Annotated in this window: 21 protein-coding genes; 11 read left to right on the forward strand and 10 right to left on the reverse strand. The window is 37.7% G+C overall.

Going from position 1 to position 20128, the window contains the following annotated elements; all coding sequences use genetic code 11:
- Positions 1 to 207 precede the first annotated feature (207 nt).
- The 6 genes from QT327_RS02160 to QT327_RS02185 all read left to right on the forward strand — a co-directional run bounded on the left by QT327_RS02160 (position 208) and on the right by QT327_RS02185 (position 3566).
- Complete coding sequence (locus QT327_RS02160; protein WP_289551873.1) at positions 208 to 531, forward strand: hypothetical protein; 324 nt, start codon at positions 208 to 210, stop codon at positions 529 to 531.
- On the forward strand, positions 515 to 1225 hold the full coding sequence (locus QT327_RS02165; RefSeq protein ID WP_289551874.1) for a hypothetical protein: 711 nt from the start codon (positions 515 to 517) through the stop codon (positions 1223 to 1225). The genes QT327_RS02160 and QT327_RS02165 overlap by 17 nt, the downstream gene beginning before the upstream one ends.
- A 104-nt stretch (positions 1226 to 1329) precedes the next feature.
- Complete coding sequence (locus tag QT327_RS02170) at positions 1330 to 1743, forward strand: hypothetical protein (RefSeq protein ID WP_289551875.1); 414 nt, start codon at positions 1330 to 1332, stop codon at positions 1741 to 1743.
- A gap of 186 nt (positions 1744 to 1929) precedes the next feature.
- A complete protein-coding gene (locus QT327_RS02175) occupies positions 1930 to 2523 on the forward strand; it encodes a hypothetical protein (RefSeq protein ID WP_289551876.1) in 594 nt (197 codons plus the stop codon).
- A 92-nt stretch (positions 2524 to 2615) separates the two neighbouring features.
- Positions 2616 to 2807, forward strand: a complete 192-nt coding sequence (locus tag QT327_RS02180; protein ID WP_289551877.1) for a hypothetical protein — start codon at positions 2616 to 2618, stop codon at positions 2805 to 2807.
- 54 nt (positions 2808 to 2861) lie between these two features.
- Entirely contained in the window at positions 2862 to 3566 is a 705-nt protein-coding gene (locus QT327_RS02185; protein WP_289551878.1) for a hypothetical protein, read from the forward strand.
- A 618-nt stretch (positions 3567 to 4184) separates the two neighbouring features.
- On the opposite strand, the gene QT327_RS02190 is transcribed toward QT327_RS02185, so the two are convergent.
- From QT327_RS02190 to QT327_RS02215, 6 genes are all read right to left on the reverse strand, one after another.
- Positions 4185 to 5402, reverse strand: a complete 1218-nt coding sequence (locus tag QT327_RS02190; RefSeq protein WP_289551880.1) for a hypothetical protein — start codon at positions 5400 to 5402, stop codon at positions 4185 to 4187.
- 252 nt (positions 5403 to 5654) lie between these two features.
- Complete coding sequence (locus tag QT327_RS02195) at positions 5655 to 7415, reverse strand: DUF6119 family protein (RefSeq protein ID WP_289551881.1); 1761 nt, start codon at positions 7413 to 7415, stop codon at positions 5655 to 5657.
- Between the two features lie 35 nt (positions 7416 to 7450).
- Positions 7451 to 8731 carry an ATP-dependent nuclease gene (locus tag QT327_RS02200; RefSeq protein ID WP_289554400.1) on the reverse strand — a complete coding sequence of 427 codons (1281 nt, stop codon included), beginning with the start codon at positions 8729 to 8731 and terminating at the stop codon, positions 7451 to 7453.
- Positions 8732 to 8734: 3 nt separating this feature from the next.
- On the reverse strand, positions 8735 to 9274 hold the full coding sequence (locus tag QT327_RS02205) for an AAA family ATPase (protein ID WP_289551882.1): 540 nt from the start codon (positions 9272 to 9274) through the stop codon (positions 8735 to 8737).
- Entirely contained in the window at positions 9252 to 10316 is a 1065-nt protein-coding gene (locus QT327_RS02210) for a type I restriction endonuclease (RefSeq protein WP_289551884.1), read from the reverse strand. The genes QT327_RS02205 and QT327_RS02210 overlap by 23 nt, the downstream gene beginning before the upstream one ends.
- Before the next feature lie 183 nt (positions 10317 to 10499).
- The gene (locus tag QT327_RS02215) at positions 10500 to 10877 is read right to left on the reverse strand and encodes a DUF805 domain-containing protein (protein ID WP_289551885.1); all 378 of its coding nucleotides are present in this window, start codon (positions 10875 to 10877) and stop codon (positions 10500 to 10502) included.
- Positions 10878 to 12018: 1141 nt separating this feature from the next.
- Here QT327_RS02215 and QT327_RS02220 point away from each other — a divergent pair.
- The 5 genes from QT327_RS02220 to QT327_RS02240 all read left to right on the forward strand — a co-directional run bounded on the left by QT327_RS02220 (position 12019) and on the right by QT327_RS02240 (position 15566).
- Positions 12019 to 12576: an ADP-ribosyltransferase gene (locus QT327_RS02220; protein WP_130855193.1), complete on the forward strand. Its 558-nt coding sequence runs from the start codon at positions 12019 to 12021 to the stop codon at positions 12574 to 12576.
- A gap of 1 nt (position 12577) precedes the next feature.
- A complete protein-coding gene (locus QT327_RS02225) occupies positions 12578 to 12931 on the forward strand; it encodes a hypothetical protein (protein WP_289551886.1) in 354 nt (117 codons plus the stop codon).
- A 148-nt stretch (positions 12932 to 13079) separates the two neighbouring features.
- A complete protein-coding gene (locus QT327_RS02230; protein ID WP_289551887.1) occupies positions 13080 to 13241 on the forward strand; it encodes a hypothetical protein in 162 nt (53 codons plus the stop codon).
- Between the two features lie 601 nt (positions 13242 to 13842).
- Entirely contained in the window at positions 13843 to 14637 is a 795-nt protein-coding gene (locus tag QT327_RS02235) for an SDR family NAD(P)-dependent oxidoreductase (protein ID WP_289551888.1), read from the forward strand.
- Between the two features lie 17 nt (positions 14638 to 14654).
- Positions 14655 to 15566 carry a helix-turn-helix domain-containing protein gene (locus QT327_RS02240; RefSeq protein WP_130855186.1) on the forward strand — a complete coding sequence of 304 codons (912 nt, stop codon included), beginning with the start codon at positions 14655 to 14657 and terminating at the stop codon, positions 15564 to 15566.
- A gap of 282 nt (positions 15567 to 15848) precedes the next feature.
- On the opposite strand, the gene QT327_RS02245 is transcribed toward QT327_RS02240, so the two are convergent.
- The 4 genes from QT327_RS02245 to QT327_RS02260 form a co-directional block, all read right to left on the reverse strand.
- Positions 15849 to 16469 carry an RpnC/YadD family protein gene (locus QT327_RS02245; protein ID WP_289551890.1) on the reverse strand — a complete coding sequence of 207 codons (621 nt, stop codon included), beginning with the start codon at positions 16467 to 16469 and terminating at the stop codon, positions 15849 to 15851.
- On the reverse strand, positions 16409 to 16774 hold the full coding sequence (locus tag QT327_RS02250; protein ID WP_289551891.1) for a hypothetical protein: 366 nt from the start codon (positions 16772 to 16774) through the stop codon (positions 16409 to 16411). The genes QT327_RS02245 and QT327_RS02250 overlap by 61 nt, the downstream gene beginning before the upstream one ends.
- Positions 16775 to 17638: 864 nt before the next feature.
- Complete coding sequence (locus tag QT327_RS02255) at positions 17639 to 19015, reverse strand: DUF3748 domain-containing protein (RefSeq protein ID WP_289551892.1); 1377 nt, start codon at positions 19013 to 19015, stop codon at positions 17639 to 17641.
- A gap of 3 nt (positions 19016 to 19018) precedes the next feature.
- The gene (locus QT327_RS02260) at positions 19019 to 19990 is read right to left on the reverse strand and encodes a WD40/YVTN/BNR-like repeat-containing protein (RefSeq protein WP_289551893.1); all 972 of its coding nucleotides are present in this window, start codon (positions 19988 to 19990) and stop codon (positions 19019 to 19021) included.
- Between the last annotated feature and the right edge of the window lie 138 nt (positions 19991 to 20128).

A 20128-nucleotide genomic window follows, 5' to 3' on the forward strand; every position in this document is an offset into this window, starting at 1 on the left:
GATCAACCCACGCATCATATCCTATCAGGAAACCCGACTACCTATCGGAGCATCTGGAGTTATTATCTGGTATTTTATTCACCGAAATTCAACAATGTATTTTTTAAAAAGGTAAGTGGAAGCCGATAGCGGAATGAAAAAAATTGGCATGGACACCTAATTAAATAAGATCGATTTTGTATTATCTTTATAAAACAATTTGCTTCTATGTCATACTTAACCTATCTACAAACAGCTTGGGGAGATACTATAGAACACCCTGTTAATATTATTGATGTAAAAAATGCTATTGCTCAATTCCAAGAAGTGGATAATGAACACGGCGCTTTTTGGGTAGCGATAGTGAGGAATAGCGAATATATATTGGAAGCTTCAAAGGATCGGAGTGTAATCGCCGCTATAGGTGACGAGGAATTTAGAGTCGCACTAGCAACTTGGGAGGAAATAACAACATTATATGAGTTATTCTTGGCTATGCGCTTTGAAGAAAATGCTAATGGAAAGATTGTGAGATATGATTTTACCGTCTGATAAGGATTATAAAGCTACCAAGTTAATTATGCAGGGTAAGGCTGTTATGAATAGTGATTTTATAGAACTGGCCGATTTTATATACCAAACATTTGGCGTGTCCCCAGTTAATATCATCTATGACACCTTTGGTAAAGAAAATAGGCCAAGATTAAACCTCTGTTTTGAATTTGCGCGTAGTAAGGCTATTTTTAGTAATCAAAACCAAACCCTCGGCTACAACGCTGAAAAACAGAAAGTGATTGCAGATAAATTTACTGAACTTGTAAAGAACGAACAGCCAGCGTTAGATAAACGTATATTAAATTTCTTTCAAAAGAAAAGAATATCAAAATACAAAACCGATGATGTTTGGGTTATCTATAGCGCCTTTGAACCTATAGCCAAAGCCGAGGCAGGCAACAAGATAAATAGTAACCAAATAGCTGGTTTGAAAACAAAGTTAAATAATTTGGATTTATGGGAAATATCTCGTGTTGATTCTTACGTGACATTTTTTCTATTTACCGAACAACAAGTCCAACAATACGAGCATAGTGAAACAAGAAAAATATGGGCGGACGAATACTTTAAACTTTTAAAGCCTTATGATGAGTTTGGCTACTTTAAACGCGACAACTTCAACATCTTCTTGGATAGCAAGGAAAATTTTGATAAAAATTACCAAAGTAACTGGTATTACTACTATAAATAGGATAAATTACAATCAGACACATATCATGATACAGTGACCACCTTAATGATATGAGATATCAAAAAGGTCAATGCAATCGATAGCTAAATAATAAAAAACTGTAAATGGTAAACATTAATGACTTAAACACGGATTTTTTAGATTTTATATTCCTAAGTATCGACCACGGAATTGATTCTATCAAAGATGACGATGAATTATTGGTGCCATTTTTAATAATCAGTAAGGATGGCGATACCAGCTTAAAACGATTTGCTACCGACAAATATGAGGACAGTATACGTGTGGCTGAAGAACAACTTAGTTCTTTACCCTATACACCAGACTTCGCGCTGATAGTTTACGACGGTTACGTAACAATAGCAAAGAAAAAATATGATGCAATCTTGGTAAAAGCTTATGACAAAACCGAACAGTTTGGATATATTTTTGCCCAGCGTTATTCGATCGCCGATGCAAAGTTAGAAACCCTCGGCAATGTTGCACTGATCGAAGCTATCGAAAACTCTTTAAAGTAGTACCTCAATATATTTGGACATAAACTTCTTGCTATACTGCCACGAGAATTGACTTTATCTGCGGAAAAGAATCTACACTTGACACATACTAACTTTTTAGTAGCTTTAGAAGAATATCGATTGATAAAACAGAGAATAAATTGATATTTGAGGATATAGAGGAATAGCCACTAGCTCATTTAACTCATGAAAACTATCTTAAAAAACCTAGTTTTATATACACTAATTTTTGGATTTTCGGAACTTTTCGCCAGTCCACAATTACCTGACTATATCATATATAAAAAAGATACTATTGCTACCTACAATCTTATACTTGAACAATACCTGCAAAAACAAGATACGACAGCGAAAGAAAAGTTATTTGGGTTGACATTTAGAGCCGGAGCATCGTTTAATTGTTGGAGAGGTTATCAAGCTATTTATAAAATTCAAAATGACAGCCTTTTCCTAACTAATATCCTCAATTGTGGTGATCTTAGAAATGGAAGGGTTGATAAAAGTGGATCGCAGAAAAAAATGAAAGCGATTTTTGGCAAGAATCTCATTAATGAAAAAGTATATGTAGATTGGTTTGTCGGCGATATAAGTTTTCCTTTGAAAAATAAAGTTTTGAGAGATGACGGTGTTTTCTACAGAATCTTCGAACAAGAAAAAGTAATTTCAATAAAAAACGGAATAGTTGATACAATCAAGGATGTTGAAAATTATGTTGACGATCCAAAATCAATAAACAGAAGAGACAAAATAAAATTACGAATACCTTATTTCGGAAATTAAAAAAAGCGAAGTGGAAAAACAGCAACAAATTTGATTGTTCTGCCAAATATATTATAACAATCGATGAAAATGGTAATATTTCAAAAGTTAGGATGGCTAATTCGGACGAAGAAATAGCTCAGCAGTATGAGGTAAAGGAATTGGACTTTTGTATAAAAAATATATACGAATTGTTGAAACCCTTAAAGTTTGATATCATCAAAGATAAAGGAAAGCCGATAGCAGAAGATATTTACCTTGAAATTTGGGTTGAAGACAACGGAAAAATTGAGAACTGGACTTGACATTAAGAGTAGTTTCAATGTTATCCTAGATCAACCTCTCTTTGAAAAAGAAACATGTCTATAGAAGAAATTACACTTGAAGTATTAGCTGAAAGAGCTCTATCAGATTTCGACAGTAAAGCATTAGTCGCATGGGCGGTAAAAATGCTCCATTATGGCCAAGAAAGTGAAAACCTTTTCATTCTAGCTGGTTTAGATTATGAAGCGACGGACGAGCGGGAGAAGTATTTTCAAAAATCATTAGCTGATCTTAACCTGCCGTTAGGTCAATCTGAAGAAACACTCATCGCAAATTACGCGACACTAATAGCGAAGAAAACGGTTAGCGGCATAATTGAAATTGACTTCGCATTAAAACAGATGACAAAAATTGTTTTCGCTACAGAATATGATCTTAGATACATTGCTTTTTATGAAATCGATGAAGATTTAGACCTCCTTCATTATGGTGAGTCGGTTCTATTTAATCCTGGACTAGCTGTACAAAATTATCGTGAATTTATTCTGGAGGAATTTAAGATTTTCCTCGAAATGAAAAGATTAAACATACCGTTAGAAGAGAGGAATTACAGCTATTGTATTTCCTGTTCTAAGTTGGTTAAACCTATTCTGAAAACTAAATATCAACTTCGGAACCCGCATCGATATCAAGTTTGGTGCTGCCCTGATTGTAAATCCGAGAAATTAAGATTTTCGAGTGAACATGCGGTAAAATGGTTGATTATTGAAAGGTATAAAGAAAACGAGCAAAACACATAATTTGGTTTTCGTTTGGTCTTCCACAATGATATATTTCATCAGCATATTATGAATAGCATCAAAAAAAGACGGCCTTCACTTTCAAAGATTACCCATGGCCATAACTTTGTTAATATCTTTTTTAGGTAGTGGATGCGGGCATCGCCTTCATAAATCGCTTACGTATTATAATGGGTATCCCAAGATTGACTTCTGCGATTTGAGGAGTATAAAAATGAAGTGGTGTATACCCAAGGTGCATATTCGGGAATCGACGAATATTGGAGCTTTTATTCTCTTGACAAAAAATGTAAACGTTTAAATGTTGATCTGTACTGTCTCGTCCTAAAAAACTTTACAGATTGTCTTATACTGGAAAAGATTATTTATAGTTGGTTGTTGTAATCTAGTAATGAGCTGAATAAATTTTGGGCCAAATCAACTAAACAATCATTCCAAATTCGTTAGCTCGAGATTAGCAGGCTGTCAGCGTAAATGAATACAAAATCTTTTTAGGCGAGAAATTGGGAGTTTGAAAGTAGTTATTTTTCGTTAGTGATGACTACTCTTTATGGTTTCATTGAAACAAAATTCTCCGCAATTAATACGGAGAATTTTTAGTCAAACTAATTTTTTACACTAGAAGTTTCTTACCGTAACATTCATTTGCTTAGTTACCGGTGAACCGTCTATAAGAAATGAAACGGAAACTGTACCAGACACAGCATTCGACCAAGCCTTTACATATGCGCTATTGCCCACGGTATTTTCAAAAATCCAACCAGATGGAAAACTCCAATTAATATTAGTCGGTGTTTTCCCTGCCAAAATTCCACTCAGAGAAAAGGTGTAGATTGACGGTTCTTCAGACATTTTAATAATCACATCAGGACCAGTTAACGTCACATTCTGATCAGCTAAGGATGGTATATTTTTAATTGCGATATCATTACATCCCGGCAATGAAATTTTTATCAGCCCTCCTGCCAATCCAGTCCGTTTTATTGTGGCAGTAGGCCCCGAAACACTTCCTACAATTTCAAGAGCTCCAGTAGCAGACCAATTAAATGAGTCTGATACTGGATAGTTACTCGCGGTTACATTAAAGACAGTCTGAGAGCCTACACTTAAATCGATGGGTCCGCCAATGGCTAATATCGGGGTCTCATCTATATAAATTTTATCTGTCGACAATGTATTCGACCCATTAGAACTCCAAAACTGCCCAACTCTAGCATTTATAACTAAATTTTCGTAGCATGCCGTTGGTGTAAAATCAACTGTTACATCACTCGCCACTGAATTCTGCGGTACTTTCGTTATTATTGGCCCATTGTTAGGTAATAGAGTTATTTGAGGCGTTTCATATCCTTCACAAATAGGTCCAAGAGTTGGAATAGTGTTTGTAAACTGGAAATCTAAAACTGGGGCATTAGAAATAGCAGATACACGCATTCTAATCTTATAACTTTTTCCCTTTTTAAAAGGGTATTGTACTGAGATAGCAGAACCTTTATGAAAATCATCGCCGCCCTTGGCAAATAGCTCCCATTTCCCTTGAGAGATACTTTGCACCCTCCCATGGATGCCAGTGACATTTACTCCAGAAACACTAACTGTTCTAGCATTAGAGAATACACATCCCGTTAAACCGGAACCGGTAAAATCAATCGTTTTGGTGCTAGTAGAAGTTGTCATTTGCGAATTAAGCTGACCTAGGTTCTGTAAAGCAATCGCCCTATCTACGGTCAGCGCTTTCTCTAACATTTGACCATCCAAGTTTTCATCTGCTTTTTTTGAGCAAGATAACGCGAATGTTAGAGTTAGAGTTAGAATTAAAAATAGATATAATTTCATATTTCGGTTTTTTAGTAAAATACAAATATTTATTAACAATCAAATAGGCCTGCAAAATTTAGAGTTCTTTAGGCTTTATAAAACAAATAAAAATTATTCAATAATAAGTGAAAAATTTAATTTTTACTAATTCTCAGTTTATTTTTTAAACGATTTGTGCCCAATGAACTATGAGAACGGCTGTAGACTAGATAAGTTTTTTTGAATGTTCATGTTTTTCGAATCACAAATCTTTCTCGATATTTTTAGCCGTCAAGCCCGATGAATCTGATACGTCAACATCTCAAAATAGTTCCTTATATCAGAGGAGCAAGTAACTAAAGAGAAGCGAGCGATATTGGATTCGAATTTATCTATGTTCTCCTCTATTACGCAATCATCTTTTAAGTGAGATGTAACAGCTAATATGTAAGTTATATTTTTTGAAAAGAGCGCTGCAAATTCTTCCTTTGTTAGACCATTAACATTTCTGTTCTTCTTTTTCAAAATATCATATAGTCTATCAAAAAAACTAATATTACCTGCTCCTAACGCTTCACTAAGCCTTCTTGCAGAAATAAGAACTTGATTAGTCAGTTCCCGAATTTTTGAGTCAAACCCATACTTCACATGAATTAAATAAAGGTTGTTATCATCGTAATGCAAAATATCACATAGCTCTACACCATCAGAGATAATTGAATCTATCACTATATAGTCAGGAAATGGATCATATTGAAGATTATAATCCCCTTCTCTTTTTAATAAGTTTTTGTCCCATGGCAATTTCAGCACAGTTTTAGGTGCTTTATAAATACACAAAACACGCTCTGTTTGAGTTTTTAAGTCGCTTATAAAAACCTCCTTTAGGTGATACCATTTAGTATCAATAAGAAATACAGGTTTATTTTCATAATTAAGTTCAGCACTGATGTGGTACATAAAAGTCGAAGATGAGATACTCTTACTTCCAAGATATCCTAGAACTCTTACCCCATTTAAAAACACTTTAATTTGAAATGCGTTATTTCCATGAAGCTCATAGGCTCGCCTGATTACAGTTCGGTATATTTCTGAGCGATCAAAGACTGTAGAGAAGACTCTATGAGAATCTTCCGTCTTTTCCTTTAAAACATATTTTTCAGCCTCATAGAATTTTTCAATGTTGTTGGGATTACAAAAGTCGAATTCAAATCGGTCTCGAGGGTCATAAGTCTCACCCAATGCATATCGAATATTATTATATATTTTTTCATGAAGCACGTCTTGTAATTTCTGAATAGAATCTTCATCACTGATTTCTATATACGAACTCAAATATTCTTTTTGCGGCATTGACAAAACGATTAACAAATCTTCTAAAACTTGATGCAGATAGTTAAAGGTCACTGATTTTCTTATTTTGAAACTTCTTCCTACGGCTATTTGCAATCGTTCATTTTCTTTATCCAAAATCAATGGAAAATATAGTTTAGAAGTACTTTCACTCAATTTAACATGAAGCTCTTGAGGAACTTTGCCAAATTTCATGTAGTTAATAATCCGATAATCTTCCCTATATTGTTCATTTGCGGCCATCCTTTGTCCAGTAATGCCACGAGATCTCATTGATGATAATTCATCCTCATTTATTTCGATAATTCTGTCATAGGTATTTAAGCCAAAAGACTGATCTATGAAAGGGATGATCATCCGAAATGCATTTCCACCAACGACCGCAAACAATTCAAACTCCGTTTCAACGAACAAGATTAAAGATAATTTCTTCTGTAAAAACCTGCTGTCCTTTGCTAGTGAAGAAGGTAGAAATGAAGCCCATTCGGATGTCTTTTCATCCGTATTATATAAGTAAAGGTGATATATAAAATTATCTTTCTGATAACTATTCAACAGCGGAGCATCCGAATTTTCTTTCCATTCATTTTTTTTATATGAAGATTTGATAATCCGCTTCATAACGGCTTCATTATTTCTTAATTGTTTCAGGTCGCGGTGATTTTTATCAATACGATAAATATTCGGATAGATGGTCATTGTCTAGTTTTTCTGATTCGAAACTACTGTGATTATTATTTTTTAATAACGTACATTTTTAATTCCTCTATATCTGACCATTCAACACAGTTTGGGGGCACCTTGCCAGAATGGTCAAGCAAAGAGTCAAATAAAGCTTCAACTGTAGCAAACTTCTCTGAATCTGTCGAGATTATAGAGAGCGCATTATATGGTTTCTCTGACGTAAGCTCTTTCTCAAAATACGCCCCTTCAAAATTCGGAATTGACGCTAGCAATCGTACATTTAAACCTTTTGGTCGTATAGTTAATGCTTCAAGAATTCTCGAATTATTAGTCCACGCAGGATTTGTAGCACCACTCTTTATTGTTGGCGTATCACTATCGTGTAAAACGGAATAACCAGTACCAAAATGATTCAGGATTTTTACGAGAGATACAATAGTAGCTTTGCCTCGTGCTCTAACGATATGTATATCTTTATACTTAGCTGGTTTTGCTTGTCTTATGTAGTTAAAAGCAGTATACTCAGTATCTCCTTCGACGATTACAACTTTACCCCCAAAGAAGAACTCTGCGACATATGGATCGCAGATGTTCAGAAGTTTCAAATTTCTCCTATCGTCATCATCAAATTTCACCTTGTCAGGGCGAAAGACAGTAGTACCTTCTACGTCTCCCTTTTCATTACGCTCGACTTTAACTATGGTTGTGTTATCACGAGAAAAATCTATAAAAACTGGTGAATGGGTTGTTACCATTACTTGCCAGTTACCAGCTTTGGGTAAATCATACAACACTTTACATGCTTCTCTAATAGCACTTGGATGAAGACAAATCTCCGGTTCATCTATTAACAAAAGATATGGTCGCTCAAAACTGTTGTCGTCTTTATTCCTCCGTGTTGTTTCAGCAATATATTTGAGAGCCGTCCACAGTAATGTCCTTCTTGCACCACTTCCTTGTTTGTCAACAGTACTTAAAAATCCATCTTGAGGTCCCATCTTCAATTGAGAATTCCATTTAAATAACCCCAAATCCAGCGTCCCTTCAGGCTGGGCTTCGAAATTAACCACATAGTTTGGAAAAACTTGATTTATAAGGTTTGTCAATGAGCCGTTAGCCACTTCAATTTGGTCCTTTGTTTCCTCAATAATTCTTTTTTGCAAGGCAATGGATTGATCTAAAAGCTCATGAAATTCGTTTCGCTCTTCCGATGACTGTAAACTTCTAACTCTCTCTGAAATTGCTGTCATCAAAAGTTTTTTTATTTCCTTCGCCTGCTCTTCCGGATCGGAAAAAGCATCAACTTTATGAGGTTCGGGTTCTCCTTTTATTTGCTACATTTGGAGGCCCAAAGGGTAGCTCTTATCATCCCAACTACCAGATTCCATATTCCACCCTCTCCGAACCGGCTTACCAGTATCAAACCATGTCCATCTTTCCTTGACTAAATAACCTCCATCAACCTTTTCTAACCATTGTTGGCCTACCCGTTCGTCATAAACTATAGTATGTAATTCAATTTGTGGCGGTTTTTCTGGATTAACAATGTTATTTGGGAAATCTTCAATTGTCAACTCACCTTTCTTGGAGCCATCAGACATTACAACTTCATAAGCTTTCAGAATAGAGCTTTTGCCAGCATTATTTGCACCAACCAAAACGACAATATCATTCAAATCTATTTCTACCGGCGTAGCACCGATACACCTAAAGTTTTTTACTATCAATTTCTTTAGTCGAGGTTTAGGCATTTCCTCTATATAAGAAAAATCTTCTGCCGGAGCCTTGGTCGTCTTTGCCATATTTTCAATATTTTTATAAATTAATTTTTCATTATTGGTGGTCTTTCGGCTAAGCCACCTTCTCCTTCTCATAGTACCCAAGACTCTGCACTATTTCTTCCGAGAAGTTATAGATATCATCCAAGCGTGTGATATCATGCTTGGTTTCTTTCTTATCCTGATCAAATAAACCGATCCGTAAGCGATTGCCTGTGAAATAGAAACGGCATATGGGTTTGCGGTTATTATCATCCAAAAGCACCCCGCAATAAGATTGGGTATCGCGCATATAAATACGGCCCACTTCTACTTCCTTGCGTAGGATAGACTTCACAATCAGGAAACCATCAATCTCATCTTGTGTGGTAATAACCAGTGATTCGGGCTCTGTTGTTGCCGGTGTAGCTTCTTCGGCCGTTTCGGTTTCTTTCTTCAGGGCGCTCTTCAAGCGCTCGCTGATCTGATCGTTCACGATCTGGCCAAAAACTCTTTTGGTAAGGGCGGTAAACTGATCGAGCACTTTGGCGGTTACCAAACCTGGATAAACTTGTTTGGCGAAATAACGGACGAATTCTTCTTTTGGATTATACATTTCGCCATTGATCAAGATCTTGATTTCATTGAAAAATTTGAGATCGCTGGCGGTATTGGAGATACTCTCGAGATCGAATATGGATTTATGGAATTTACGGAGCTCGGCAATTTCATTATCGCGCATTTCGGTAATCTTGAACTCGAAGAAGGGTTTCTCGTCCATTTTATTGGGCGTTACCAGATCGGTATAGAAACGGTACTCGAGCCCGTTAGTGAGTAAGCTGAACTTGGCCTCCGTGGTATGAAAATAACGGAAGAGCTGCGAGTTGTGCGGATCTAAGCCATCGGCATAGTGTTTACACTCGATCAGGATGACGGGTTTCTCGTCTTTAAGAATGGCGTAATCTACCTTCTCCCCTTTTTTAATGCCGATATCGGCTACAAATTCGGGATGTACCTCGAAGGGATCGAATACATCGTAACCGAGTATTCGTAAGAAAGGCATAATTAGCGAGGTTTTGGTAGCTTCCTCGGTTTTGATCTGTGGCAGCAAGCGATCTACCCGCTTGGCAAATTGCTGAATTTCGTCTTTGAAGTCCATGCTGTTTGATTTAGTGTTTGACTTATTGTTTTATTCGTTAAACTTTAGGCATAGTTAAATATTAATATTTTCGCTTTTTTACGGTTTCCCGTATTCCTGTTTTGGTTGTTGGTTATTCGTTATTGGTTATTCGTTATTGGTTATTCGTTGTTCCAATGTACATCTCCTTCAGTTTACTTTAATTTATATTTCATTATTCGATCCGTCTTGATTGACTATAACTTCTGGCCGGATATAAGTCGGTTCTCTTTTTGGTACACGCGGATCGTCTCCGTAATAGTTCTCACCTTCTTCGCCCTGCCGGAATATCAATACCAAAAAATAGAAGGGAACTATTTGATACCAACCATTACTGCCAAGATCATGGCATCTCTTTGCACCCTGTGCCCACAAAAACCACAAAAGTGGTACAGCTCCTAATCCCAAAAGGTTATAAATAGAGTCTTCGTCATCACCTATTACGATGTTGATGAAGATTATGAAGATAAGATAGATCAAAAAGCTGATACCGTATTCTAACCTTCTGATACGGCCTTCAAATGAAAAAGGTGCTCTGAACATTTTGGTTATTGGTTGATTGTTAGTTATTGGTTACTCGTTATTAGTTATTGGTTCCGGCGCGCGTAGCTACAGAGCCTATTTTTAGGTTGTTAGTTGTTCGCGTCTCACACGAAGCCATTACATTTTCAATTATTGTTTTTTGTTCTGATTCTATAGGTTATAGAAATGCTGCATTCCTATTCCGTTGGTTGCTATGTTCTAGTTGTTAGTTGCCAGTTGCGAGTTGTCAGACTCACAAAGCTCCCTCACTATTTGATTTCGTTGGTTCAGCTTGTTTAATGTTTTAGTTTGACCTTTTCTTTTTCTTTTGGACCGCCAAAAGAAACAAAACCAAAGGAGCATTGCGACGCGCTCATGAACTCCTTTAATTTCGATCTCTTGTGAATAACCTCGCGACTTGACCTGCTTTAGCAAGCTTTATTGCCTTCAAAAACAAATAAGACAATAAAAAATCTTCTTTGAACGGCTCTGCTGTTACTTAGCCTCTACTACCCGAACATTTCGAGGTCGCTTTTTTCCTTATTGAAGGGTTATTCCTTCGACTATTGATAGCTAACTTTAGTTCTCTGACTTTGGCTTAGTTTGTTTAATATTTTAGTTTGACTATGGAAAGTTAGAAAAAGATTTTTTGATTTCACAAATAAAAATAAAAAAGTGAGCACAATCATATTTTTTAACTTGTACATTGATTCGATTTTTCTCCAAATTTTACGATTACCATATAGAATACGAAACTATTTTCACGAATTGTGTTCTGGATTATATGAAAATGAATAGAAGATCAACTTTCTGTAGGAGCACTATGAATTTGTGAAAATACGAGATTGATAGCACATATTTAGACAGTATTTCTTACCTTAGCTAATATTATTGACACTAAACCTAAGCACCATTTTTATGCGTTATACTTTATTGGAAAGATCAAAATTTAAAAACACATCATCTGCCGTGGATGGTAATCAAAATATTAAAATCAGCTTTTGTCATCCGCCCTCCCTTACTATAAAAAGAAGGTATAATGTAATCCTTAAAACGATATATAATTTTCCCAAATAAAAATATCCCCTTAACACACAGAAATGCAGAACATATCTCATTAGCGAAGTAAAAGAATTCAAACCTTTAACTAAATCAGAACGTTTTGAGAAGAGCCGAACAATATGCCCGTCAGCACTTAGCGAAAGAGGTAACCGAAATACGGAAAAGTAGACGTATTGAAGAACATCTGGAATTAACGTTGTATGAGAAAGCATTTATCTATAAGTATTCGGAAGACGGTTATGAAGGTGTTAACGAAATTTTACGTAAAAGCCAAGGCAGGATAAACACCGAATTTGGTGAACTGTTAATAAAATGTTTATCAAAGTTAGCCAATTATGAGGGGGTGGTTTACAGAAGCATTAATTTAAGCAAATCCGAGCTTGAGAAATACGCACGGGCGTTGGTTTCAAGCCATCTAATTACAGAACCAACATTTTTGTCAACAAGTAAATCTCGGTTGATAGCGATGGCTTTCAATGGAAATACACTATTCAGAATATTCTCCAAAACAGGAAAAGCTATTGAAAAAATCGCTAAATTTGGGATACACAATCCCCCGGATGAAAAGGAAGTACTATTCAGACCAAATAGAGCATTTAGAGTATTAGAAATCAAGGAGGAAGTGTCACGGATTACCATAACAATGGAGGAAGTTTAATATGACAGCTATACAGGAGATACGGGATAAGAATAAAATTGAAAAACAGGACTTTGATACTCTTTCAAATATTGTGTTTGATTCGATTTTAATTAAGGGTAGCTATAAAACCGCCATTCAGTTAGAAAAAAAGGAAAAGCTGATTGATGCGTTTTCTTCTTTTATAGAACAATTGGTAGAGTTACGCCTCGCATCTTCAAAGCAGAATAAGCTTGAGCTAATTAATTTTATTGACAAGTTGAATATGCAAAAGGAACTATTGGAGTTGGAAAAGGGTGAAACCAAAATGGATGATATTCAAACAGCGGCTAATCGATTAGGGAAAAAGGCACAATCTGCTTTTGGCGGGGAATGATTTGCGGACATTCTGCGTGTATTCTAAGGACGTGGAAAGATTACCTGTAAGATCTTTTTAGGACTAATGTTTAAATTTGTAAGGCTTTTTTAAGCCGACACGAAAAAGAAATTTCAGTTAACTTTATCTATATTAAGGAATGCAAGATATGGAAGATCATAAAGACAAAAAGAAGACGCAGAATAAAAAAGAGGCTAAACAAACTGGTTCTGTGGCTCAATACTCCAATTCAACCTTCTTTAGAAGAAAGGATGAAGAAGCTAAAAAGTTTCTTGAGGAACATCCTATCCCATCTAGTTTCTGGGAGTAACCGATTATAGCTAGGTAATTTAATTTTATCTATACTTTTCCTCAGAACAGCTTATTAGCAATTTGTCCAACGGGCTGTTGGACAAACTTTCAAGACAGCCCGATCGTTAGAGATGAGTGCGACGCATAAATTAGCATGGCCACGCCAATTACTAAAAATATCACGTCACCACCTCTTATCTTTTTGATTATAAAAGCTGCCAGATCGTCTTCCATATAGATTACCTTTACCTTCTTACCCTTTTAAAAGACGAAGGCATATATACCTGCTTCAGACGCTGGCTCTCCTACTCAAGCTCCTTCAGGCGTTTCAGTCCCCCCTCCATTCCACCATATTTTTTACGCCAGTAATAAAATGTGCTCTTGTCTATGCCCAGTTCCCAAGATATATCCCCGAAACTGCACCCTCCTTGATCCGCCTCTCACTGAATATGTGTTTTTTCATGATAACAGTTAAGTTCTAAAATAACATTTTTTGGATAAATAACTATCCTATTTCTAGGGAAGGCTACACGCCCCGACATTTGAATACAACATGCCGACATTTGAACACTTTTAACTTTTCAAACAGTCGCAATTTTGCCACATAAAATTTGAAGAAGATGGAGGTTATATTAATTACAGGTGCAACAAGCGGAATTGGTGAAGCATTAGCATACCGACTAGCAAAGAAAAAACACAATTTGCTTTTGGTTGCACGAAATGAACAAAAACTGAAACAGCAATGCGAACAACTATCAAACCAAAACGGAATTACAGCAAGTTACATTGTTGCAGATTTGAGCAAACCCGAAACCGCATATTATGTTTTTGAAGAGGCTAAAAAGAGAAACTTGTCGGTAAACGTTCTGGTGAATAATGCAGGAATTGGTTCAAGTGGAGAGTTTGTAAACAACAATTTGCAGTCCGAGTTAGAAATGTTGCAATTAAATAATTCTTCATTGGTTGCACTTTGTCATCTTTTCCTGCCCGAAATGAAAAACAACAAAAACGGAACTATTATAAATGTCGGTTCTATGGCTTCCTTCTTCCCAAGTCCATATATGAGTGTTTATGCGGCTTCCAAAATGTTTGTACGTTCATTTACCCAGGCATTGACCGAAGAATGCAAACCTTATGGAGTAAATGTAATGCTGTTTTGTCCGGGATTTACGAGTTCCAATTTTATGAATACTGCCGCCAACAATAATGAATGGGGAAAAATACTTGTAAAAGGTGCGTATACACAGACATCTGAACAAGTTGCCGCAGAAATGATAAAAGCATTGAAAAAGAAAAAAACATTTCATGTTTCAGGATTTCAAAATGCAATGTTAGCAAAAATAGGGTCTTTAATTCCATACTCTACTATTACGAGCGTTTTTGCTCAACGAAAAAGAAAAGAAATGGGATTGTAATTCATAAATTTGAACTTATGAACAAGCAGGAAGTTGCAACGGTAAATATTCGGTCATTGGCACAACAACATCAGCTATTGGGTTTAGCGAAACCGAAACATCCTTTGTTTAGTTTACTGCGATTTGAAGATTTCCCAAAAAATGAAGTGGAACAACGCACAAAATTAGTTTCGGATTTATATCAGATCACGCTTAAAAAAGATTGCCCTTGCAAAACGCAATACGGGCAAACGCAATACGATTTTGACGAGGGGGTCATGTCTTTCTTTTCTCCGAAGCAAGTGAACATTTTAGAAGTAGGCAATTTTATTCCGCAAACGGGTTGGTTGCTGTCCGTACATCCCGATTTTTTGAGAGGTTATCCCTTATCGCAAAAGACAAAAACGTATGACTTTTTTCATTATGCTGTTAACGAAGCATTGATATTGTCAGATGAAGAACAAAAGTCCATTGAAGCCATTTTTTTACAGATAGAAAAAGAAACAAGCTTACCGATAGACAAATTTAGTCAGGATGTAATTATTTCAAACATTGATTTATTGCTTACGTACTGCAATCGTTACTATCATAGACAGTTCATTACACGAAAACAAAATAGTAGTGAACTTTTAAGCAAATTTGAAAGCTTGCTAAATGCTTATTTTACGGAAACGGAAAACGGTTTACCGACTGTAAACTATTTCGCTTCTAAACTTAATTTATCACCAAAGTATTTGAGCGATTGTTTAAAACAACTCACCGGTCAAACCGCACAACAGCATATTCACGACAAATTGATTGAAAATGCTAAAGAAAAACTGACAAGCACCGGACTTTCAGTAAGCGAAATAGCGTATCAATTGGGTTTTGATTATCCGCAATCGTTCAGTAAATTATTTAAACAAAAAACCGAAATGTCGCCTTTAGCGTTCCGGCAAAACTTTAACTGATAATTACTTCAAATATCACGCGCTCGTGAATACGCATTCCTCGGATTCGAAAACCTATAGTTATTGGCTCAGCGCGAATTGTGTTCGGGGTTATTGGAAAGTGAACAGAAGATCAACTTTCTGTAGGAGTGCTGGAAGTTCTTATTATTTTACGCTCATTCCATAAGGCTGTTCTGCGATCGCACGAGAGCCTCGTTTGACTTATCTGTTGTAATTGAACAAAAAAGCCATGCACGTTTTTTTTCGGTGCATGGCTCAAATATGTATGATAAATAGATTAGTCTATTTATTCTTATTATCTAGTTTGGCGCGAATTTTTTGAACGAATTCAATTGAAACATCTGCCGCTTCAGCAGCCTGTTCTATGCTAAAGCCAAATTTTTCCAAGAGATTTGAAATAACCTGACTTTTGCTTTTTTGTTCACCCTTTTGTATTCCTTGTTTTGTTGCCCTGTCGAGCATCAGTTCTTCTATGCCCATAGCTTCGCTCCTTCCTTTAACCGTTTGTATTTGTTTATCAAAAATAACATTATTATACTGATTATCAAAATGTACATAATACTTCAAAAAATTCATTAATGCTCTGATCTTCTTACTGCTAAGCTGTGCCTTCGCCAACTTTCGCAATAGCGTTCCTTTGAATTCCAGCAGCTCGCTATCTCTTTTCTCGCTGTCCTCTGCCCTATTGCCAACAAAAGCGCTCCTGCCAACCAGTACCGCAAGAGCAAAGGGATTATCACTCTGCAGTAACTCTTGCTCATTAGAATGAGCCAGCTGGTATGTATTGAAGCGATAGGTTAGGCTGGTGCCCTGATAGCCGGTTTCGTATCTATCGGGTCGCTTCACCTTGTATCCGTCCGTAAAAATGGCATAGGCGCTGATACGTTGGTTATATTTGTCCAATATCCTGTAATAATAAGTAAACATCCTTTGGGAAAATCCTTCTGATACCTTCCCTGTACTTCCACATGGATCAGTACCCATTCCTCCTTCCCTTCCCGGGTGTTTACTCTTGCCAGCTTGTCCACAACTTTTGGTGAAAATTCATCTTCTTCGGGCGGGAATAACTGCTCGAGTTCCTTATCGAGAAAGGCGATACCTTTTTTCAGGTCGTATATCTCATCAGCCTCGGGATGCATGAAACGAAGGAAGTCATCGAAGATCTCTTCCAGTATCCCCTTCCATAACAGATCGTCTTTTTTTGCCATTGATAGGTTCGGCTTTGGTTCTATGGCAAAGATACTGAAAACAGCTGAATATTACTAACATTTTTAGCACAAAACAGTATATTGCTTGAACAGCTACAAAACATGATTAGGTTTTCTGTCAAGAGTTTTATCAATTACGCTTCGCCCTCTTGTTATCCTCCGATCACTAGTAAATATTGTTTGTTGTTAATCTTCACATAACTTGAATTTATCTTTTTAATCATGGAACGTTAAAAAGCATTTTTGATTTCATAATCGGGAAAGATCGTCTTATATTTAAGCAATTAATTGAGCTAAACGGGCTTCAAACTGTCCATTTTGAAATAAGCACTACCAGAACATTAAAATGATAGAAGCTAAAAAAAACAGCACTAATAGTGGCCATAGCATGCTTGCTTAGTAGTTCTGCTTTTTGCCAGAACCAAATTTATAACGAGCGGATTTCTACAACGATTTTAATAGATATGGCATCTGAAAGTAACAAAAGATCTAGGCTGTATGAACTTCGCTAAAGATTCAGCTCCTACACGCAATCCTGTTGAGCCGCTCTACCCGCTAACCGTACTTCGCTTCTTAACATGATTTTTAGTCCACCAAAGGCTAAAGTTATTATATATCTAACCTCCATTCCTTCTATAGTCTAGTCCGATGCGAGTCCGATAGGTATTGCTTAAAAGGCCGTGTTTGCGTCTTTTCACGTACCACATAGGGATATCACTAGGATATAGAGTGAAGGAGACAGGAATGAGACACGGATCAAAGTCGGATCTAAGAGCGTCTCTGGAAAGAAAACGAGGCGGTAACCAACTATGGTTACTTTGATTTTATATTTGGTCTTCTCGTCCGGAGTTATTGCACGGGCCATCAGTTGCGCAGCGCGTGTGTTAAAAGAAAAATCTGCAAAAACCGATGATGCCCGGAACCGACGTAGCGGTTATATGCAATATGTTCTCCATTGTGTGCATATACCGGTGCACCGACAGGTTTTTCTTGGTCTGAAAATCTAGGTGTGATGCGTTGTGTATTGCCAGAAAAGATGTTGGTAATGAACAAGCTATTGTCGGCGGGATAGACAAGCTCTTTACCATTCGGATGTACGTTAAAAGGTCCTTGAATGGAAAAATCATTATCGGTTATTTGTCTAATTTCTCCTCCTATTGTGGCTACGCTGAACAGCTGAACGAGGCCTTTTCTATCTCGTGCTAGATAAAAGATCAGACTTCCATCCGGTGTGCTCCGCAACCAATGCCTAGGCCCACCAACATGCGCCCCGTGAGTAAGGCGTCGCTGCACAACGCCTAATGGAGTATTAGGGAGCGTTGTTGAGGTGCCTTCCAATGGATAACCACTACGCGGCTTTTTTAGATCTTCGGGTAAATCGATCACGAATACTTCGGTAAGGGAAACGCCCGATTCATCATAAACATTGCCCTGAAAGGCGATTGCTCGGTGCTGCCGTGAGCCGTCGGCTTTGATATAACCCTTATTGCCTATCCACGTTTCGTCGAATGCACGATCGACTTCATCACTCCCCCACCGGGGATTGGTTATCACCTGTGCCGCTATTACAGAAAAATAGGTTCCGCTATTATTTTCCAAACTTCTATCCTCGTCAACAGACACAATTCCAGGTACCATAACACCTACCGTTCTTAAATCTTGACCAGCCTTACCCGGCTGCTGTTCTGCGAACACCGCATCATTGTATGTAAAGCTGATCATTTTTCCATCACCGCTCCAGCTGTGCGCATGTGTACCTCCTCGTAAGGCACCGGGGGTATAGGGTGCAGTAATATCACGCGCATCCATAAAAATTGGCTTTAGGGGCTGATCGGTTTGGATGGCAACCCCTGTACGTCTGGTAATAGAATAGGGTTTCTCTTCATCAGCATTGCGGATACCGTGAATGAATAGGACTTTGCTCTCGACGGGTGAAAAACTTGCTGCACCGACTCCTGGGCCGAAGGGTGTCTGCCTTTCGGTACGATAAAGTTCCTTCACCTCAGCACTGTGGATATTGACCATCTCAATACGATCAGTGCTTCCAATTTGGGTATCATCGTTCCGTGTATCATAAACTATCCACTCATTATTGGGCGAAAAAACCTGTCCGTTGTGAATAGTGTGCCCATATGAGCCAGAAGTAAGCTGCTTTTCGTTGTAGTGCATATATAAATCGTCTTGCTGTTGGCTTACCAAACCAAATATCCAACTAAAAAGGTATAAGGATGGCTTTAACATAGATTATTGTTTTTGTTTTCTGAAATTTTTAATGCGATGGAATGTCAGATAGTTGGCATCGTGGTTATTGTGCGCACCTCCCTCTCCATCGTTGTAAGCAGTTCTGGATAAGACGATCAGATCGTTGCCGTCAAAGAGCCAGTCTACATATTGGAAACCGTGCGCCTTAACGTCGGGATGCGATAATAGGGTGCTGTGTAAAGTCCAGGTACGTAAATCGGGAGAACTGAATAATTGGAGCGTATTACGGATTGTTGCGGGATTTTTCCCTTGGTTTGCCTGTTTTACGCTATCAGGTATGGCATTACTCAAGGTCCAATACAAATCGCTTTTTGGATCCCGTCGAATAGCAAATTTTTTGCTGCCTCCGGGAAAATTGATAAAACCTGAAAGCGTATCAAAACTGGCATGCTTCCCATCTGCACTTATATGCACGATAGCAGCTTTCTCATCAAGGGTAGAGTGATCATCTACGCGTAGGATATCCACTATATTGCCATCGGGAGTGGCCACGGCATTGCCCTCCAACCAGCCACCGAAATTGCCATGGAGATAGGTAGAGTCGTACAATAGGCTATTGCTAGCGGTCCAGCTACTGGCCTTCAGTAGATCTGCATCTACCGGTGCAGATAACATCATCGCGCCATAGCGTTTACCCCATTGTAAGATGGGTCCATGAGCCGTTTCTATAGCCCGCCAAAGTCGTCCTTTATATTCCATAACGGGCATAGGAGCACAATGATACTGGCCAGCCAATAGTAAACCATTTTCTTTTCCGGTAGGCTGGGTCCAGGTTTCTCCCCCATCGTTGGAGCGACGGATCAGGGCGGTTCCATGATGGCGATCGGGTCCTAAAAGATAGAGCGCCCCACGGTTGACAAAGAGACTTGACCAGAAGGCGCCGCTGATTTCACTGACTTGCTTCCAACTTTTGCCCTTATCTGATGAGCGAAAGACACGCGTGATTGCCTGCACAAATTCTGAACTATTTGGGCCAAAAAATCGTGAGAGGCAACGTAATCGCCATTCGGTAAAACTGCTAAACTAGGCGAGCCTATGTATTGTCCGCTCGATGCGGGATTATGCGTTACAACCACACCAGGAACTTGATCC

Source organism: Olivibacter sp. 47 (assembly GCF_030372825.1).
In the GTDB taxonomy this organism is placed as follows: domain Bacteria; phylum Bacteroidota; class Bacteroidia; order Sphingobacteriales; family Sphingobacteriaceae; genus Olivibacter; species Olivibacter oleidegradans.

What these genes read in the sequence shown, in the direction of transcription:
- QT327_RS02160 (WP_289551873.1), top strand. Translation starts at nt 208, where the DNA reads ATGTCATACTTAACCTATCTACAAACAGCTTGGGGAGATACTATAGAA.
- QT327_RS02165 (WP_289551874.1), top strand. Translation starts at nt 515, where the DNA reads ATGATTTTACCGTCTGATAAGGATTATAAAGCTACCAAGTTAATTATG.
- QT327_RS02170 (WP_289551875.1), top strand. Translation starts at nt 1,330, where the DNA reads ATGGTAAACATTAATGACTTAAACACGGATTTTTTAGATTTTATATTC.
- QT327_RS02175 (WP_289551876.1), top strand. Translation starts at nt 1,930, where the DNA reads ATGAAAACTATCTTAAAAAACCTAGTTTTATATACACTAATTTTTGGA.
- QT327_RS02180 (WP_289551877.1), top strand. Translation starts at nt 2,616, where the DNA reads ATGGCTAATTCGGACGAAGAAATAGCTCAGCAGTATGAGGTAAAGGAA.
- QT327_RS02185 (WP_289551878.1), top strand. Translation starts at nt 2,862, where the DNA reads ATGTCTATAGAAGAAATTACACTTGAAGTATTAGCTGAAAGAGCTCTA.
- QT327_RS02190 (WP_289551880.1), bottom strand. Translation starts at nt 5,402, where the DNA reads ATGAAATTATATCTATTTTTAATTCTAACTCTAACTCTAACATTCGCG.
- QT327_RS02195 (WP_289551881.1), bottom strand. Translation starts at nt 7,415, where the DNA reads ATGACCATCTATCCGAATATTTATCGTATTGATAAAAATCACCGCGAC.
- QT327_RS02205 (WP_289551882.1), bottom strand. Translation starts at nt 9,274, where the DNA reads ATGAGAAGGAGAAGGTGGCTTAGCCGAAAGACCACCAATAATGAAAAA.
- QT327_RS02210 (WP_289551884.1), bottom strand. Translation starts at nt 10,316, where the DNA reads ATGGACTTCAAAGACGAAATTCAGCAATTTGCCAAGCGGGTAGATCGC.
- QT327_RS02215 (WP_289551885.1), bottom strand. Translation starts at nt 10,877, where the DNA reads ATGTTCAGAGCACCTTTTTCATTTGAAGGCCGTATCAGAAGGTTAGAA.
- QT327_RS02225 (WP_289551886.1), top strand. Translation starts at nt 12,578, where the DNA reads ATGACAGCTATACAGGAGATACGGGATAAGAATAAAATTGAAAAACAG.
- QT327_RS02230 (WP_289551887.1), top strand. Translation starts at nt 13,080, where the DNA reads ATGGAAGATCATAAAGACAAAAAGAAGACGCAGAATAAAAAAGAGGCT.
- QT327_RS02235 (WP_289551888.1), top strand. Translation starts at nt 13,843, where the DNA reads ATGGAGGTTATATTAATTACAGGTGCAACAAGCGGAATTGGTGAAGCA.
- QT327_RS02240 (WP_130855186.1), top strand. Translation starts at nt 14,655, where the DNA reads ATGAACAAGCAGGAAGTTGCAACGGTAAATATTCGGTCATTGGCACAA.
- QT327_RS02250 (WP_289551891.1), bottom strand. Translation starts at nt 16,774, where the DNA reads ATGGCAAAAAAAGACGATCTGTTATGGAAGGGGATACTGGAAGAGATC.
- QT327_RS02255 (WP_289551892.1), bottom strand. Translation starts at nt 19,015, where the DNA reads ATGTTAAAGCCATCCTTATACCTTTTTAGTTGGATATTTGGTTTGGTA.